General features: G+C 74.4%; 18 protein-coding genes. 7 read left to right on the top strand and 11 right to left on the bottom strand.

Annotation, left to right across the window (positions count from 1 at the left end; all coding sequences use genetic code 11):
• Nucleotides 1-36: 36 nt before the first annotated feature.
• A complete protein-coding gene (locus tag ACSUPR_RS04930) occupies nt 37-984 on the bottom strand; it encodes a hypothetical protein (protein ID WP_436889730.1) in 948 nt (315 codons plus the stop codon).
• Nucleotides 985-1,109: 125 nt separating this feature from the next.
• On the bottom strand, nt 1,110-1,529 hold the full coding sequence (locus tag ACSUPR_RS04925) for a peptidase inhibitor family I36 protein (protein ID WP_436889729.1): 420 nt from the start codon (nt 1,527-1,529) through the stop codon (nt 1,110-1,112).
• A 437-nt stretch (nt 1,530-1,966) separates the two neighbouring features.
• On the opposite strand from ACSUPR_RS04925, the gene ACSUPR_RS04920 reads away from it, so the two are divergent.
• Nucleotides 1,967-2,947: a helix-turn-helix domain-containing protein gene (locus ACSUPR_RS04920; protein WP_436889728.1), complete on the top strand. Its 981-nt coding sequence runs from the start codon at nt 1,967-1,969 to the stop codon at nt 2,945-2,947.
• 237 nt (nt 2,948-3,184) lie between these two features.
• Here the strand turns inward: ACSUPR_RS04920 and ACSUPR_RS04915 are convergent, their stop codons facing one another.
• From ACSUPR_RS04915 to ACSUPR_RS04905, 3 genes are all read right to left on the bottom strand, one after another.
• Nucleotides 3,185-4,264, bottom strand: a complete 1,080-nt coding sequence (locus tag ACSUPR_RS04915) for an Rv2578c family radical SAM protein (protein ID WP_436889727.1) — start codon at nt 4,262-4,264, stop codon at nt 3,185-3,187.
• A 245-nt stretch (nt 4,265-4,509) separates the two neighbouring features.
• Nucleotides 4,510-5,865: a hypothetical protein gene (locus ACSUPR_RS04910; RefSeq protein WP_436889726.1), complete on the bottom strand. Its 1,356-nt coding sequence runs from the start codon at nt 5,863-5,865 to the stop codon at nt 4,510-4,512.
• A 74-nt stretch (nt 5,866-5,939) separates the two neighbouring features.
• Nucleotides 5,940-6,641, bottom strand: coding sequence for a class I SAM-dependent methyltransferase (locus ACSUPR_RS04905; protein ID WP_436889725.1), 702 nt, complete (start codon nt 6,639-6,641; stop codon nt 5,940-5,942).
• Nucleotides 6,642-6,907: 266 nt separating this feature from the next.
• Between ACSUPR_RS04905 and ACSUPR_RS04900 the strand changes: the two genes are divergently transcribed.
• On the top strand, nt 6,908-7,504 hold the full coding sequence (locus tag ACSUPR_RS04900) for a dihydrofolate reductase family protein (protein ID WP_436889724.1): 597 nt from the start codon (nt 6,908-6,910) through the stop codon (nt 7,502-7,504).
• A gap of 88 nt (nt 7,505-7,592) precedes the next feature.
• On the opposite strand, the gene ACSUPR_RS04895 is transcribed toward ACSUPR_RS04900, so the two are convergent.
• Together ACSUPR_RS04895 and ACSUPR_RS04890 are read right to left on the bottom strand one after the other, a co-directional pair.
• Nucleotides 7,593-8,090 carry an SRPBCC family protein gene (locus ACSUPR_RS04895; protein WP_436889723.1) on the bottom strand — a complete coding sequence of 166 codons (498 nt, stop codon included), beginning with the start codon at nt 8,088-8,090 and terminating at the stop codon, nt 7,593-7,595.
• A 276-nt stretch (nt 8,091-8,366) separates the two neighbouring features.
• Nucleotides 8,367-8,726: a hypothetical protein gene (locus ACSUPR_RS04890; RefSeq protein WP_436889722.1), complete on the bottom strand. Its 360-nt coding sequence runs from the start codon at nt 8,724-8,726 to the stop codon at nt 8,367-8,369.
• 150 nt (nt 8,727-8,876) lie between these two features.
• Between ACSUPR_RS04890 and ACSUPR_RS04885 the strand changes: the two genes are divergently transcribed.
• Together ACSUPR_RS04885 and ACSUPR_RS04880 are read left to right on the top strand one after the other, a co-directional pair.
• Nucleotides 8,877-9,239: a hypothetical protein gene (locus ACSUPR_RS04885; RefSeq protein ID WP_436889721.1), complete on the top strand. Its 363-nt coding sequence runs from the start codon at nt 8,877-8,879 to the stop codon at nt 9,237-9,239.
• A gap of 290 nt (nt 9,240-9,529) precedes the next feature.
• Nucleotides 9,530-9,850 carry an Imm32 family immunity protein gene (locus tag ACSUPR_RS04880; protein ID WP_436889720.1) on the top strand — a complete coding sequence of 107 codons (321 nt, stop codon included), beginning with the start codon at nt 9,530-9,532 and terminating at the stop codon, nt 9,848-9,850.
• Nucleotides 9,851-9,876: 26 nt separating this feature from the next.
• On the opposite strand, the gene ACSUPR_RS04875 is transcribed toward ACSUPR_RS04880, so the two are convergent.
• A complete protein-coding gene (locus ACSUPR_RS04875; RefSeq protein WP_436889719.1) occupies nt 9,877-11,190 on the bottom strand; it encodes an MFS transporter in 1,314 nt (437 codons plus the stop codon).
• A gap of 118 nt (nt 11,191-11,308) precedes the next feature.
• On the opposite strand from ACSUPR_RS04875, the gene ACSUPR_RS04870 reads away from it, so the two are divergent.
• From ACSUPR_RS04870 to ACSUPR_RS04860, 3 genes are all read left to right on the top strand, one after another.
• Nucleotides 11,309-11,863 carry a TetR/AcrR family transcriptional regulator gene (locus ACSUPR_RS04870; protein ID WP_436889718.1) on the top strand — a complete coding sequence of 185 codons (555 nt, stop codon included), beginning with the start codon at nt 11,309-11,311 and terminating at the stop codon, nt 11,861-11,863.
• Between the two features lie 95 nt (nt 11,864-11,958).
• Complete coding sequence (locus ACSUPR_RS04865; protein ID WP_436889717.1) at nt 11,959-12,720, top strand: MBL fold metallo-hydrolase; 762 nt, start codon at nt 11,959-11,961, stop codon at nt 12,718-12,720.
• Nucleotides 12,721-12,939: 219 nt separating this feature from the next.
• Nucleotides 12,940-13,437, top strand: a complete 498-nt coding sequence (locus tag ACSUPR_RS04860) for a DUF2975 domain-containing protein (RefSeq protein ID WP_436889716.1) — start codon at nt 12,940-12,942, stop codon at nt 13,435-13,437.
• 302 nt (nt 13,438-13,739) lie between these two features.
• Here the strand turns inward: ACSUPR_RS04860 and ACSUPR_RS04855 are convergent, their stop codons facing one another.
• Genes ACSUPR_RS04855 through ACSUPR_RS04845 form a run of 3 tightly spaced genes read right to left on the bottom strand, consistent with a single transcriptional unit; the run spans nt 13,740 to nt 15,703 of the window.
• Nucleotides 13,740-14,864: an SDR family NAD(P)-dependent oxidoreductase gene (locus tag ACSUPR_RS04855; RefSeq protein WP_436889715.1), complete on the bottom strand. Its 1,125-nt coding sequence runs from the start codon at nt 14,862-14,864 to the stop codon at nt 13,740-13,742.
• 57 nt (nt 14,865-14,921) lie between these two features.
• Complete coding sequence (locus tag ACSUPR_RS04850) at nt 14,922-15,311, bottom strand: DUF2267 domain-containing protein (RefSeq protein ID WP_436889714.1); 390 nt, start codon at nt 15,309-15,311, stop codon at nt 14,922-14,924.
• 38 nt (nt 15,312-15,349) lie between these two features.
• Nucleotides 15,350-15,703, bottom strand: a complete 354-nt coding sequence (locus tag ACSUPR_RS04845) for a hypothetical protein (protein WP_436889713.1) — start codon at nt 15,701-15,703, stop codon at nt 15,350-15,352.
• Nucleotides 15,704-15,918 lie beyond the last annotated feature (215 nt).

Genomic DNA, 15,918 nt, shown 5'->3' with positions numbered 1-15,918 from the left:
CGCGCTCTTGCGACGCGGGGGGCGGATGGGCCTCGGTCACTGTGCGCTTTCGGTGAGGACGGCCTCAGCGTTGCGCGCGTAGGCCGTGTTCGCGTCGCGGATGGTCTCCAGCTCCGCGGCGTGGTCCTCGACCATCTCCCGCTGGATCTCGCCCTCGGCGGCGATCCAGGTGTCCAGCAGACCGGTCTGGTACTTGCATGCGACGTCGGTGACGGCGGTCGCCCGCTCGGCCTCGTTGGCCTCCGGGGCGTCGAGGTTCCAGCGCCGGTCCTCCATCGCCGACCACACGTCGGGGTAGGAGTGGCCCCGGTCGGCCATGCAGGAGCTCCACGCCTCCATCGCCGCCACGACGTCGGGATGCCGCTCCGACCGCTCCAGCGACTCCCAGTCGAGCTGCGTGAAGAGCTCGTAGTCGGCACCCTCGTCGGCTCCGCGGGACAGCTCCCGGACGGCGAGGCCGAGGCAGCCGGACCCCTCGTTCTTCGGTCCGTTCCCCGTCGCCGCGGTGTCGGCGGCGTCCGCGCCGGCCGCCGCTTCCCCTTCGCCGAGTCCCTCGTAGGCCGTGGCTGCCTCCGCGTCCTCCAGCAGCTCCGTGCGCTCCTCGGCGACGCGCTCGTCCTCCGGGGACGGCGTCCAGTGGTAGCCGAGCTCCTCGGCCACGTCCGGGTCGACCACTCCGTAGCGGCGCCGGTGGGGACGCTGGGTCTCGGCGGCCGGTGCCGCCTCCTCCGCCACCGGCCAGTCGAAGCCCGCCTCCTCCATGCAGGTGTCGACCAGCAGGTCCTGCGCGCGGAAGTAGTCGGCCTCCTCCCGGGAGTCCAGCCGGTAGTCGTCCATGGGGAGCTCGATGACGAGTGCGGCGGCCTGTTCTTCGATGCTGACACCATCGGCGGCCGACACTCCGCAGGCCGTCGCCGCGGTGAGGGCGGCGACCGCCGCGAGGAAGGGGATGGGGTCGCGGGGGCGGTTGCCCGAGGAGGTCATGCTGCGCTTCACCTTCGGTCGGAGGGTCGTTCGCGCGGGGCGGGCGCCGCGTGCGTCCACGGCACCCGACCCGCCCGGGCCGTCTCAGGACCCGACGCGCTCAGGGCCCGGCGCGCCCGGCGGTGCTAGCAACGGCGCGCGTGCGCGCTGGCCCGGTTGTCGCCGATGCTGTTGTTGGCGAGGTAGCCGTCCTCCGCGCCCGGGGCGAAGGAGGAGTTGGCGCCGCCGTAGCCGACGTGCTGGTAGAGGACGACCCGGCACGTCATCCGGTTCCGGACGGAGCTGGCCTCGTTGTCCAGGACGTCGTTGGTGAAGTCCCCGGCGGTGGCGTTGTACCAGCGGTTGTTGTTGTAGTCGCTGTCGTTGCCGGTCCACTGGTAGACGTTGTTGGTGTTGCCCCTGTTGAAGTCGTTGTTCTCGTAGAGGCAGAACTCACCGCTCGCGCACGTGCCGTTCACCGCCGCCGCGGCGGGCCCGGCGGCGAAGCCGAGGGCGCCGAGCGTGATGGCCGCGGCGAACCCGATCTTGGCGAACTTTCCGGTCATGGGGATCTCCCGGTTGTCGATGGGGTGATGTCGGCGGTCGGATCCGCGGGCGGCCGCCACCCAGAAGCATCGCCGAGCCGGGCCCCGGTGTCGTTGGCGTTCCGTGACCGGATTCTTGACGGAGAGTGCACCGTGCGACCGCGGTGGGTGCGCGGGACGGGGGCGCACCGCTTCGGCGGCCGGATGCCGGTCTGAGAGGGAATCCGCTGCGCGGGGGTCCCGGATGTGCGGATCCGGATCCGCGTCCGTGGGCACCGAGCAGAGGGCCGCACCGCCGCGTCGGCCGCCCGCGCCCCGAACCCGCACCGGCCCGAAGGGCGATAACGGAAGGGGCCTGCGATGAAAGGCCACCGAAAGCACAGTCAGTGATCCTGCGCATTCGATGAGACATCGGAGGAGCCCTGTCAGCGGGCAGCCGAGCGCCAAGGACGGACACGGTGAACGTATTCGAGTTCGACACCGACGACCTGCCCACCACGGAACGCTTCGACGCGTGGCGCCACCACATGGCCCGGGCACCGACACCGATGGATGCGACCAGCGACCGGGTCGCTGACTTCCGGGTGTACCAGCGCGACCTGCACCTGGACACGGTGCGCGTGTGGAAGATGGGGTTCCGTGCGCTGACCGTCCGCCGGACGCCGCGGCTGATCAGATGCTCGGATCCGGAGGCGTACAACATCTGCCTGCTCCAGAGCGGCTCGCTGAACTGCGGCTCGGACGGGCGGCAGGAGACCTGTGGCCCGGACGACATACACGTCAACGACTCCTCCAGTCCTTTCGACCTCCAGGCGCCGGGTGGCGGGGAACCCGTCACTCTCGTCGGGGTGGAGATCCCCAAGAAACTGCTGTTCCTGCCCCGGCGGCAGGCCGACCGGATGGCCGGCCTCCGACTGCCGGGACACGAGGGGATCGGGGCCCTCCTCGGCGGTTTCCTGACCCGGCTGACCGAGACCCCCGAGGCCTTCTCGGACTCCGACGGACCCCGGCTGGCGCTGACCCTGAGCGACCTGGTGTCGGCGCTGTTCGCCCACACCCTGGAGGCCGGGAACGCCCTCGTGACGGAGAGCCGCGGGCGGACCCTGTCGCTGCGTATCCGGGCGTTCATCCACGAGCACCTGCACGAGCCGGAGCTGACGCCGGGCGCCGTCGCCGCGGCGCACCACATCTCCGTCGGCTACCTGCACCGGCTCTTCCAGGAGGACGATGTCACGGTCTCCGCCTGGATCCGGGAACAGCGGTTGGAACGCGCCCGCCGCGACCTGGCCGATCCCGCGCTGTCCGCGGTGCCGATCCGCCTCATCGCGGAACGCTGGGGCTTCAGCCATCCGGCCGTGTTCAGCCGGGCCTTCCGGGCCGCCCACGGGATCGCTCCGAGGGACTACCGGCGCCGCTGCCACGACCAGGAGGGGGCGTAGCCCGGTCCTCGTCCCGTGTGCCCGCCGCCCGCAGAGAAGCCCGGCTTCTCCGGCTCCTTCAGCGGTCGGCGGCGAGCGGCTTCGGCGGCCCGGCGGTCCCGCTGGACAGGAAGGACAGGGCGGTGTCTCCGGTTCGGCGGTGCCCGGGGCGGCGCCGGGCGCGCACGGCGCGCTGAGGTTCACCTGCCGGGCCCGGGGCGCCGGGACCGAGCACCAGGACGGCGCCCGGACGAGGGCCTACCCGGGGAAGCCGAGGGTGAGCTGTTCGGGGCGGTGGTCGCGGGGGGTCTCGGCGGATCTTCCCGGGGCCTGCGTGCGGCGGGCGGACCCCGGGCGGTTCAGACCGTGGCGTTCGGCGAGCTCGCGCACGGCCGCGGTGACGATCCGCTGGTAGGAGTCGGGTGTGTAGGAGCCCCGGCCGTACAGCCTGCCGTACAGCGGCAGCAGCCGCGGGTGCTCGCGGGCGAGCCAGGCCCGGTACCACTCGCGGGCGCCCGGCCTCAGGTGCAGCACGATCGGGGTGACGCGGGTGGCCCCCGCCTCGGCGATGGCGGTCACGGTCTCCTCGATCTGCTCGGCCGAGTCGGTCAGGCCGGGCAGGATCGGGGCCATCAGCACCGAGCACTCCAGGCCGCGTTCGGCCAGGCGGCGCACCACGTCCAGGCGCGCCCGCGGGCTCGGGGTCCCCGGCTCCACCGTGCGCCACACGGCCTCGTCCACGGAGCCCACCGAGACCGCCATGCCGACCTCGGTGACCCGGGCCGCCTGTTCGAGCAGGTCCAGGTCGCGCAGGACCAGGGTGCCCTTGGTGAGGATCGAGAAGGGGTTGGCGGCGTCGCGCAGGGCGGCGATGATCTGCGGCATGAGCCGGTAACGGCCCTCGGCGCGCTGGTAGGGGTCGGTGTTGGTGCCCATCGCGATGTGCTCCCCGCGCCAGGAGGGGCGGGCGAGCTCGGCGCGCAGCCGTTCGCCGGCGTTGACCTTGACGACGATGCGGGTGTCGAAATCGTGGCCGCTGTCCAGGTCCAGGTACTCGTGGGTGCGCCGGGCGAAGCAGTACACGCAGGCGTGCGAACAGCCGCGGTAGGGGTTCACGCTCCAGCGGAACAGGGGGGAGTCGCCGGGGACCCGGTTGATGATGGACCGGGCCCGGACCTCGATCGCGACGGGTTCGCCGTCCTGCCCCGCCCGTACCGGCCCGGGCCCGGCCGTGTGCAGCCCCGCCCGCCCGGTGCCCCGGACCGGGGGCGGCGTGTGGTCGAACAGCGCGGTCTGTTCGACGGTGGTGGTTCCCTCTCTCAGGTTCTCCCAGCGCATGCCTGTGATTCGAACATGTTTTCGAACAGCTGTCGAGTGGTTCGAACACCGGACGGGGCGTTCGGACGGGTCGGCGTCGACGCGGCGCGGACCGGTTTCCCAGAGGCGGCAGGGGTTTTTGAGGGTGCGGGCCGACGTCCCGGGAGGGGGAAAATCGTGCCGGTGGGCCGGGGGAGGGGCAGGGGCCGCCGGGGAACCCCGTTCCCGTCGGCCCCGGCTCCGTGTACTCCGCGTGCCCGGCGGGGTCACAGACCGGCGGCGGCGAGGATGCGGTACATCCGGTCCAGGGGCAGGGCGGGGTTGGCGGCGGCGTTGTCGGCGACGTTGTGGTCGGGATCGGAGAGCAGCCGGTCCAGCAGCGCGTCCGTGACGTTGGGGTGCTCGGCCACCCCGCTGCACAGGGAGGGGTCGGCGGCGAGCCGTTCGAGGTCCCGCGCGGGGAGCTCCGGATCGTGCAGGGCCAGGCGGCGCACTCGCGGATCCGGGTCGTCGACGAACGTGCGCAGTGCGTGCCGGGGGAAGTTGGGGTGGTCCACGAGCAATGGCCGGGGGCGGCGGGCATCGCCGTGTTCGCGTACCAGGCGTTCCAGGACGTCCGGCGGTGTGTCCGGGCGGCGGGCGGCGATGCGGCGGACCTGGGGGTCGGGGTCGTCGTCCAGCCGACGCCAGGCCTCTTCGGGAAGGTCGTTGCAGGAGGCCAGGGCGCGCCGGAACACCGTGTGCGGGCAGTCGAGGTAGGCCAGCCGCTCGTCGAGAGGGGCCTCGCGCAGCCAGTCGGGCTCGGCGGGGTACCAGTACAGGGCTACCTCCGCCTCGACGCTCCCGTTCGCGTACTCGGCCTCGAGGAGCGCGTACAGCCGGTCCCGGGTCGCGGCGTCCACGTGGCGGCTCAGCGCCGCCGCGATCCGCACGTGCGGGTGGTCGACGTCCGCCAGCCGGGCGACCATCTCCGCGGAGAGGTGGGGGTTGTCGGCGACGGCCGTGAGGACCTCCTCGTCTCCGCTGCTCACCAGCCGCTCGAACTGCTCCGCCGTGAGCGGGACGCTGCGGGCCGCGTTGGCGCGCACGGCGGGGTCGGCGAGGCAGCGCTCCCACCATTCGGGCGGGATGCCGGGCCGCTCGTGCCGGGTGGCGGCCGTCCGGACCCGGGGGTCGGGATCGGCGAGCAGTTCGGCCTGCACGGCCGGAGGGCGGTCGTGCCAGAGGTCCGCGATGGCGGCGCGCAGGTTCGGGTCCTCCGCGCGGGCGAACGCGTCGAGGGGACGGGCGTAGACCCGTTCCAGGTCGTCGAGGCCGAGCGGCACCCCGCGCTCCACCATGTCGCGGACGAAGTCCGGGTACGCGTCACGGATCTCGGGGTCGGGGTGTTCTGCGACCCTCCGGCGCATCTCCGGGGAGACCCGGTCCCCGTACAGGGTCACCGAGCTCCGGCGGTCGCCGTGCGTCAGCAGGGCTTCGACGACGGCGTCCTCCAGCCGCCCGGGGCGCCGGGTCAGGCCGCTTCTGCCGGCCCGGTGCGCGGCCAGGCGCACCAGGACGTCCCGGGGCGCCGCGGGATTCCGCCCGAGTCCGGACAGCTGCGGGTGCGCGAGGCTTGTCATGGGGCCAACCTGGCCGGGCCGTTCCGGCCGGGGCTGCCGTCCTTTTCCACCGCCGGTGCCGGGGACGGGGGCCGTCAGGCGGCCTCCAGGACGAAGAACAGGAAGACCGGGCTGGTGGACAGGACGCGGAAGTCGTCGGGGAACAGTTCGCGGGCGGCCGGGTCGGGCAGCGGTTCGCTGATGGCGGAGATGCGGAAGCCGGCCGCGGTGAAGGCGTCCGTCATGGCGTGCAGCGGCCGGTTCCAGAAGCCCATGGCCGCGGTCAGGCCGCCCATGGTCCGCTCCTCGGTCCAGTGGTGGGTCGCGAAGTAGTCGGTCTTCTTCCCGGCCGCCCGCTGGACGGCATGGACGGCGAAGGGGTGGTCGACGGACACGATCAGTCGGCCTCCGGCCGTCAGCACGCGCCGGAACTCGGCCGGTGTCGGGCCCCAGTCCCGGAGGTGGTGCAGCACCAGCGACGCCACGACGTCGTCGAACGCGCCGTCGGGAAAGGGGAGCGGGTCGCGCAGGTCCGCCACCCGCAGGTCCGCCTCCCCGCCCAGCCTCCGCTCGGCCAACGTGAGCATCCCGGGGCTGAGGTCGATGCCGCTCACGAGGGCGCCCCGGTCGCGCAGCGCGGCGAACAGCGGGCCGGAACCGCAGCCGGCGTCGAGGACCCGGCGGTCGGCGGCGTCCCCGGCCAGGGCCAGGATCGCGGGCCGTTCGTGGTAGGCGTTCATGATGCTGGACGCGTTCTCGGAGTCGTAGCCCGCGGCCAGGTGGTCGTGGTCGTTCATCCGGGTCGGGCGGGAGAGGGCGCGGCGTGGGCTTCGGGCGGGTCCGGCATACCGGGCATCCTCGCCCACCCGGACGGCGCGGCACAACGCGGCTCCGGCACCGTGTGTCCGCTCCCGTGCCGCCGGGCCCGCGACGGCGCCCGGCCGCTCCGCTCCGCGCGCCCGCGCCCGTGGGCGGGTGTCACCGGCCGTCGGCTGTCGGCGGATCGGAGGTTCTGCTACAGTCATGACCACTGTAAGTGAAGTACTTTGGTTGGAGTGATTTCATGCGTGAACTCGTCTACTACGCCGCCGTCTCCCTCGACGGGCGCATCGCCGGACCCGCGGGCGAGTTCGACTTCTTCTTCGCCCCGCTGGCCGATGAGGAGCGCTCGGCCGCCTACAACGCCTGGGTCGACGCCCACTATCCCGAGGCCACCCCCACCGCCGGCCGCGCGACATCCGGACTGGCCGACGCCCCCAACGTCCGCTTCGACACGGTGGTCATGGGACTGGGCACCTACCGGGCCGCCTACGACCACGGCATCGAGAGCCCCTACGCCCACCTGCGCCAGTACGTGCTCTCCACGACCCTGGGGCCGGTCTCGGCCCCGGAGGTCACCGTCGTGGACCGCGACCCCGTCGGCCTGGTGCGGGTGCTCAAGGAGGAGGACTCCGACCTGGACATCTGGCTGTGCGGCGGTGGGAGGCTCGCGGGCGCCCTGCTGCCGGAGATCGACCGCCTGGTGCTCAAGAGCTACCCGGTGCTGGCCGGGGCGGGCGTCCCCCTGGTCGAGGGCGGGTTCGATCCGGGGCTGTTCACCGTCGTGGACCGGCAGGCGTTCGACAACGGGGTGACCGTCACCGAATACGCCCGCGCGTGAACCGGGGCGGCCCGGGTGCGGCCGCCACGACTGCGACCCGCGCCACCACCGCCTCCGGCAGGGCGTGGCCGCGCCGGGCGGCGGTCGGTCAGCCCCTCTCCTCGCGGACGTCCCTCCCCTGCTCGGCGAACGCCTTGAAGTCCTCCATGTGCCGCTGCGACTGCTTGTGGAAGGCACCGGGCATGAGGAGCGCCACCAGCCGCATCAGCAGGCCGCTGAACCGGTACTCGCTCTCGCTCTCGCTCTCCCAGAGCGTCTTCTCCGGGCCGGCCTCGGTCAGCGAATCGCGCACGACGCTCCACATGCCCGCGCCGACGATCTCGCGGTCGAAGTGGACGACGGTCCCCTCGGGGATCGCGTGCAGGTCCGCCGGCTCCCGGCGGGTGATCGTCTCGACGCATTCGAGTTCCTGCTTCCCCGACCGCATCACGACCCGAGACTCGGTGCCGAGCTCTCCGTGCACCCCGTTCAGCGGCTCGTGCACCACCAGGTCCCGCAGCCACATCGGCAGGTGCGCCGGGTCGGCCAGCAGCTGCGCCACCCTCTCCCGGGGCAGGGCGATCTCGATCGAGTTGGTGTACTTCACGGCGCGCGTTCCTTCCAGGTACCCGGCTGCGGCGGCGTGCCCCGGTTCACCACCGGCGGTCCGGTGGGCCCGTCCCCGGGCCGGGGACGGCCGCTCGCGGCGGAACGCGGAGGGGCCACGACGTCCCATGATGCCCTCCCGGGGTGACAGGAACCCGGAGCCCGGTGATCCGGCCCCCGGGAAACACAGGGGACACCGCACCGCTCCGAGGGGTCCGGTGCGGGGCGGCGTCCGGTCAGGGGCGGTCGCGGGGCAGCACGCCCAGGAAGGTCGCGTTCAGGGCCAGCCTGAGGGAGTCCTCCAGGCCCAGGTGAAAGCGGGCCAGGTCGGGCTCGGCCCGGTAGGCCGCCCGGAGGCCGGGCGGGTGAGCGCTGTACGCCGAGAACGTACCGGCCATGGCCATGGTCTGCAGACGAACAGGGCCGCGCTCTCGCCCAGCTCCGGCAGGTGCTTCCGGACCAGGGCGGCCATGGTGGCCAGGCGGTCCAGGGAGGCGCGCTTGTAGCGCGCCACAACCTCGACGGAGACGTTGTGCTCCAGGACGGCGGCCTGGGCGCCGAAGAGGCCGCACAGCACCACCCGGCCGGACAGCGAGCGGCTGAGGACCCCGGCCACCGCCGTCGTCCGGTCGGCCATGGGCAGGTCCCCGTCGACGCCGGCGGCCGGCTCCCCGGCCGCTCCCGCAGGCAGCGGTCGAGCAGTTCGAGCAGCACCGCCTCACGGGACCCGAAGTAGGGCAGCACGTTCGGCTCGGCCAGGCCCACCCGGCGGCCGAGCTCGTTCAGGGTGACCGCGGCGACGGGTATCTCGTCCGGCATCGCCGAAGCGGTGTCGAGGATCGCCGGTGACCTGCTCGCCGACCCGTCCGGATCCTCCGACCGGAACACCCGGGCCGCCGGAGCCTCCGGTGCATCCGCCCGCCGGGAACAGGCCTACACCGGCCCGAGCGACCGGACGGACACCGGCCCCGACCGGATCGCCGGAGCCCTGGTCCGCCCCTGCCTGGACCTCGTCCCCCGGCCGCGCCCGGCGGAGCCGGAGGACTACCCGGCCGCGCCCCCGGCCACGGACCAGGGCGAGTTCGCCGAGCCGGCCGACCGGATCCTCGCCTACCTGGCTCTGAACCCGGGTGCCGGGGAGGTCTCCTGATGACCGGGGTCGCTGCGGGCGGTGTCCTTCCGGCACCGCCCGCGGCCGCGTCCCCCGGGGGCGCCCGTGTGCGACGCTCGCTTGCGGAAGGCCGCCGCTCGAAGGGGAGCCATGGGCGAGTCCGAGTTGTCGGTGGTGGGGCCCGCGCCGGCCGTCGCCGTCGTGGTGGCCGTCGCGGTCGCCGCCGGGGTGTCCGCGCTGGACAGCCTCGGCCACGGCCTCGCCGTGCTGCACGCCGGCGGCCGCGCGGTCCTCTGCAACCGGGCGCGGTCCTGCTCGCCCTGGCCGGGGTGCTCCGGAACGGCGGCGCCGACCTCGCCCTCGCCCCGGTGGCGGATCCGGCGCCCTACGACCGGGCGCTGGCGGGGGTCCGCGTTCAGCGGCGAACGTCGGGCAAGGCCCGGGTGTCCGTTGACGGCGGAGTCCTGGTGGTCGAGGGCGGCCCCGAGTCCCTCGCCGTCCTGGCCGAGAACGTCGAAGGCTTCGCGGCCGAGGAGGGCGACCCCTGTCACCACCTCCACATCGATTACCTCCCCGGGCACTTCTACCTGGCCGAGGGCTCGGCGCCGCTCGTCGTGGGCTGGGGTGCGGGCGCCTCCCCGGACACCTGAGCCGCCCGGGGCCCGTCCGGCCACCGCTACCCCGAGCAGGGCCCGGCGCCCGCGGTGTCGTTCGGCCGGACCTCCGCGGACACCCGGGGCGCCCGAGGCCCTCCGGGCGCCCGCCCCGACCGGTCGGCCAGCACTCCCGCGAGCACGACCACCGCGACACCGGCCAGCGGCACCACCATCAATCCCGCCCGCAGCGACGTCGCGTCCGCGATGGCGCCCACCACCGGGGGCGAGCACAGGAACCCCACCCGCATCAGCCAGCTCACCAACGCCAGCCCCGTCCCCGGACGCAGCCCGCGCAGCTCGTCGGCGGCGTGCATGGCCGAGGGGATGAGCGTGGCCACGCCGAACCCCGCGGCCGCGAAGCCGAGGACGGTCCCCGGAACGCTCGGGAACAGCAGCGCCGCGCCCAGTCCCAGCACGGTGATCGCCCCGCCCGCCCGTGCCACCGCGCGCTGCCCGAACCGGTCGGTGAGCCCGTCGCCCGCCAGGCGGCCGACGAACTGCGCCCCCACCAGGGCGATGTAGCCGAACGCCGCCAGCGACACCGGCGCCCCCAGGTGGTCGGACAGGTACACCGCGCCCCAGGTGCTGCCCGCGTCCTCCACCATGATCCCCGCGATGGAGATGACCGCCAGTGCCGCCAGGACCGCGTACTTCGTCCAGGCCGCGCCGCTCGCGCCGGGCCGGGGCTCGGGCTCCGCCTGCGCGGCCTCCTCGCGGTCCGGGCCCGGCAGGGTCCACCGGTACGCCGTGAGCGCCACCGCCGACAGCAGCACCGCCGCGACCGCCAGGTGGACGCCCGGGGACACCCCCAGCCCCGTGGCCGCCGCCCCCATCAGCCCGCCGGTCACCGCGCCCACGCTCCACAGCGCGTGGAACGAGTTGAGCACCGACCGCCGGTAGAGCCGCTGCACCCGCAGCCCGTGCGCGTTCTGGGCCACGTCCACGACCGCGTCGAACGCCCCCGCCAGGAGCAGGGCGCCCGCCAGCGCCGCCCACGTCGGTCCCACCGCCGCGCCGAGCATGCACAGCGCCGTCAGCACCGTTCCGAACGCCGCCACCCGGGCCGACCGGAACCGGCGGATGACCGGCCCCGCCGCCATGCCCGCGACCAGCGCACCGGCCGGGAAGGCGGCGATGGCCAGCCCGTACTGGGTGTTGCCCAGCTCCAGCGCCGCCTTGATCTCGGGGTAGCGGGGGACGAGGTTGGCGTAGAGGGCGCCGTTGGTGAGGAACAGCAGGGACACCGCGGCGCGGGCGCGGCGGACGCCGCGGTCCGCGGGCGCGCGCCCCGCGGGGGCCGGGGCGGGGGCGGCGGGGGAGTCCGGCGCGGTCATGGCGATTCCTCCAGGGCGGACGGCCGAGGCGTACGACCGTACACCCGGCGCGTACGATCGTACACTCCCGGGGATCCGCAAGAATGGCCCCGGTGGACCGCGGCGGAGAGGGGCGAGGGTGGCGACCGGACGGGTGGACCCCGAGCGCAGGGGGCGCATCATCGACGCCGCAACCGACCTCATCGCCGAGGAGGGCGTCGCCGGGACCTCCCACCGCAAGGTCGCGGCCCGGGCCGGGGTCCCGCTGGGCTCGATGACCTACCACTTCGCGGGCATGGACGAGCTGCTGCGCGAGGTCTTCTCCCGCTTCGCCCAGGAGCTCAGCCTCCGGTTCGAGCGCCGCCTGGTCGAGGCGAAGACCCCGGATGAGGCGCGCGAGGCCGTCACCGCCCTGGTCCACGACGAGCTGATGGCCTCCCCGCGCGAGCTCGTCCTCACCCACGAGCTGTACACCCTGGCCGCCCGCCGTCCCGCCTACCGGGAGCTCACCCGGGCGTGGATGCTCCGCAGCCGGCGCGCCCTGGAGCGGCACTTCGACCCGCTGACCGCCCGCCAGGTGGACGCGCTCATCGAGGGTCTGACCATCCACCGCGCCCTGGAGCTGGAGCCCCACGACCGCGCCCTGACCGCGGACGCAGTGGCCCGCATCACCACCGTCCCCGGGGCCGGCTGAGGGTGTCGCTCCCCGGTCCGCGGCGGCCGCTCGGGTAGAGAAAGGGAGAACGCCGCAGGTGGGCGGCGCACTCTTTCGTCCGCCGAGAGGAATCCATGGGTCATCTTCCCGACAAGGTCGCTCCCGGTGTCTTCCGCCTCGGCGACGAGGTGGTCAACTTCTACCTGGTGGACACCCACGAGGGCCTGGTCCTGGTCGACGCGGGCCTGCCCACGCACAGCTCCGCCTTCCTGGACGCGGTGTCCCGGCTGGAGGGGCGGCTGCGGGCGATCCTGCTCACCCACGGCCACCCCGACCACATCGGCCTGGCCGCCCGCGCCATGGACCACTCCCGGACCGCGGTGTGGATCCACGAGGCCGACGCGCCGCTGCTCGGCGGCGGCCCCGCCCAGGCGATAGTGCACGCTCCGCCCGAGCGCTCGATGCTGCCCTACCTGCTGCGCCGGCCCAGGGCCGCACGGCTGCTCGCCCACCTGGAGGGGTCGGGGGCGTTCAACGCGCCGCCGGTGCCCGAGTACTCCACCTTCGTGCACGGGCAGGTCCTGGAGGAGGTGCCCGGGGCCCCGCGGGTGGTCGGGGTGCCGGGGCACACCCCCGGCAGTGCAGCGTTCGTCTGGCCCGACCGCGGCGTGGTGTTCACCGGGGACGCGCTGGTCACCTACGACCCCACCACCGGCCGCCGGGGCCCGACCACGGTCAGCCGGATGTCCACGCACCAGGGGGACCGGGCGCTGGCCTCCCTGGGGCGCATCGCGGAGCTGGGGGAGGAGGCGGTGGTGCTGCCCGGCCACGGCGACCCCTTCACCGGCGGTCCGCGCGCGGCGGCCGAGCAGGCGCTCGAGCGGGGGATCCAGTAGGGGATGGGCGGGAGGACGCGGACCGGGGAGGTGCCCGCGGCCGGGATCGCGCCGGCGGAGCACTCCGGTGTCGGGAGGGGCCCGCCGGGGGAGAGAGGGGCCGGGCGGACCCCCATCGGAACCCGGGAGAACCGCGGGGCCCGGACTGCTGTCCACTACGGGTGGACGGAGAACACATGACCTATTGACTTTCGATATGAACCTATCGAGAATCAATGCATGCACAGCTACATCACCCTGGTCCTGCGCGCCGCTGTCGCCCTGGCGATCCTCGTCGGCCTCTTCGGTCAGGCCGTCGTCATCCCGGGCGCCGCCGCCGAGGAGGTCGCGCGCTTCCCTCCCTACGCCCCCTTCGAGCTCCCCTACGTGGTCCTGGCGATCCTCGGCGTCGCCTGCGTGCAGGTCGCCCTGGTCGCGGTGTGGGCGCTGCTCGCGATGGTCGAACGCGACGCGATCTTCACCCCCAGGGCCTTCCGCTGGCTGGACGTCATCATCGGCGCCACCCTCGCGGCGTCCCTGCTCACCGGCGGGGTCACCGTGCACCTGCTGTTCGCCGACATCCCCTCGCCCGCCGACGGCATGGAGCTGATCGGCGCCCTGGGCGCCGCCTTCACCATCACAGCCGGAGGCGTCGCCTTCGCCCTGCTGCTCGTCCTTTTGCGCGGCCTGCTGCGCAAGGCCACCGAGCTCCAGTCCGAGATGTCGGAGGTCGTCTGACCCGGCCCGCACGGCCCGGCCCACACTCCGCCCCGGCCCTCCCCGTCAGCGCACCCGTGGCCCCGCACCCCGCCCGTCCTGCGCCGTTCTTCCCGCCCGTCCGCCGTGTTCCGCGTGCTCTGCCGCCCCGGCCCACCTCGCACACCCGGCCTGTGCGGCGCACCGGTCCGGACGGGCTCCGGGTCCGGTCCCTCCGCCCGCCCGTCGGCTCCCCGGCGCCGTCCACCGGGCCCCGCGGCCGGAGGGGACAGAACACGGCGGCCGTGCTCCGGATCCCCGGAACACGGCCGCCCTCGACCGGATCAGTCCTTCCGGCGCGGCTCCTGGTTGAGGCCGTCGGCGGCCCGCTCGTTGAGCACCGCGGCCGTCCGCACCGCTTCGTTGACCAGGCCGGCGTCCGCCTCGGCGCCCCGCATCTCCCGGGGCTCCTCCGGCGGGCCCGGCAGGATCCCGGCCATGACCCGCATGAGCCGCTGCACCAGGGACGGGCACAGCCCCCGCGCCGCGACGACCGCCGCGGCCAGCGGCGTGATCACCAGGTACGGGCGCCCCCGCGCGGCCGCCTCCACGATCCTGCGTGCGGCGTGCCCGGCGTCCGACGACACCAGCGGCAGCCCGGCGCCCAGGGCGAACCAGCTGTACTCGCGCTCGGCGTTCCCCGAGAACACCGCCGCCCGGTGCGAACCCGTGCGCATCAGCCCCGGCACCACCGTGGTGACCCGCACCCCCCGGCGAGCCAGCTCGGCGCCCAGCCCCTCCGACAGGGCGACCTCGGCGAACTTGGCACAGGAGTAGGGCAGCAGGTGCGGAACACTGAGGTGCCCGCCGATCGACGTGATGGTCACCAGCGAACCGCCGGTCCGCGACAGCGGCCCGACCGCGGCCCGGGAGATGCGCAGCGGCGCCCAGAACATCGTCTCCATCGCCTCGCGGAAGTGCTCCTCCGTGAGCACCTCCTGAGGCCCGACCTGGATGATGCCGGCGTTGTTGACGACGAAGTCCAGGTGGCCGAAGGCCGCCTCGGCCTTCTCCACCAGGCGCTCGGCCTCCCCGGGGTCGCGCACGTCGCACGGGAACCCGCGTGCCGGAATGCCGCGCGCCTCCAGGTCGGCCACGGCCCGGTCCAGCTCGTCGGCGTCGCGCGCGCAGACCACCACGGACGCGCCGCGCTCACCGAACTCCCGGGCCATCGCCAGGCCGAGTCCGCGGGAGCCGCCGGTGACCAGCGCGACCCTCCCGGTCAGCCGGGTGGTGTGCGGCCGCGGTGCCAGCGCCGCCGCACCGGTGCCCAGTGCGGCCCCCGCCACGGCCCAGGGCAGCACCCCGCCGCGTCGGCGCCGCCGCGCGGACCCGGGCCCGTCCCGGCGGAGCCGGGACACCGCCCGGGCCGCCAGGGCCGGGACCAGGACGGTCTTCGCCTTCGTCACCGGTCTCCTCCTTCGCGTCTCCTCCGTGTCCGCGCACCCCGCGCGGCCGGTCGTCCCCTACGGTGCGAACTCCCGCAGGTCCTCGGGCAGGGACCGCCGGACGCGGTCCATGACGTCCCCCGTGGTGGCGTCCTCCAGCACCTCGAACACGGCGCGGGCGCTGTGCGAGGCGTGCGCCGTGTCGCTGTGCGAGCGCTGCGCCACCCGGCTGAGGAACTCCTCGAGGTCGAAGTCCTCCGCGCCCGGGCCCAGCCCGGTCTCCTTGGTCACCCGGTGGATGTTCTCGCCGATCCCGCGCGGCAGCTGGGCGGCCAGTCCCTCGCCGAGGCCGGGGTCGATCCGTTCGGCGAGGGTCTCCAGCGTCGCCCGGGTCGCCTCCTCGGCGGCGCCTCGGCTGTGCAGTTGCGCCCGGGCCTGGACCTGACCGATGAAAGCGTCGTGCTGCACGGTCCTCCTCCTCTCGGAGCGGCTTGACCCTGGGGCGCTCACCCGCTCGGCCGCCGGCCCCCGCGTGGCTTGGTCGGCTGGGACGGGACCCCGTGCGGCGGCGGGTTGGTCACCGGCGCCTGCGTGTCGGTGCCCACCGGGGAGCCGCCCGAGGGCGGCCCGGGCCGCTCGGGCTGGAAGTCCTGGGAGCCGGACGAGGGCTCCGCGCCGTCCTCCAGGGACTGCAGCCGGTGGCGGAGCAGCTCCAGGACCGCGGTCCGGTGGGCGTGCTCCTCCTCGTAGCCGATGAGCTCGCGCACCTGCTCGGCGTCCAGGGACCTGATGCGGTGCTGGAGCGTACCGACCGGCATGCCCTCGTAGCCCTCGATCGGGGGTGCGTTCCTGTGCTGCATCGACCCTCACTCCCTCCCGTGTCCTGCTGAGTCGCGGTGTAGGGACGCGGCTACCCGGTACCCGACCCGGCCAAACAGTGCCCGGACCGGGGCGGACCGCGCGGAGGGTGCCGCGCGGTCGCCGGTCGCCGGGTGGTGCCGCCGCACCGGATGCCTGTCGGGAGCGGATCGCAGGGCGGGCATCCGTCCTGGGGCGGAGGGTGCGGAGGGCGCCG

Source organism: Nocardiopsis dassonvillei, assembly GCF_964273065.1.
In the GTDB taxonomy this organism is placed as follows: domain Bacteria; phylum Actinomycetota; class Actinomycetes; order Streptosporangiales; family Streptosporangiaceae; genus Nocardiopsis; species Nocardiopsis dassonvillei_B.
This window is presented reverse-complemented; position numbering and strand designations above follow the sequence as displayed.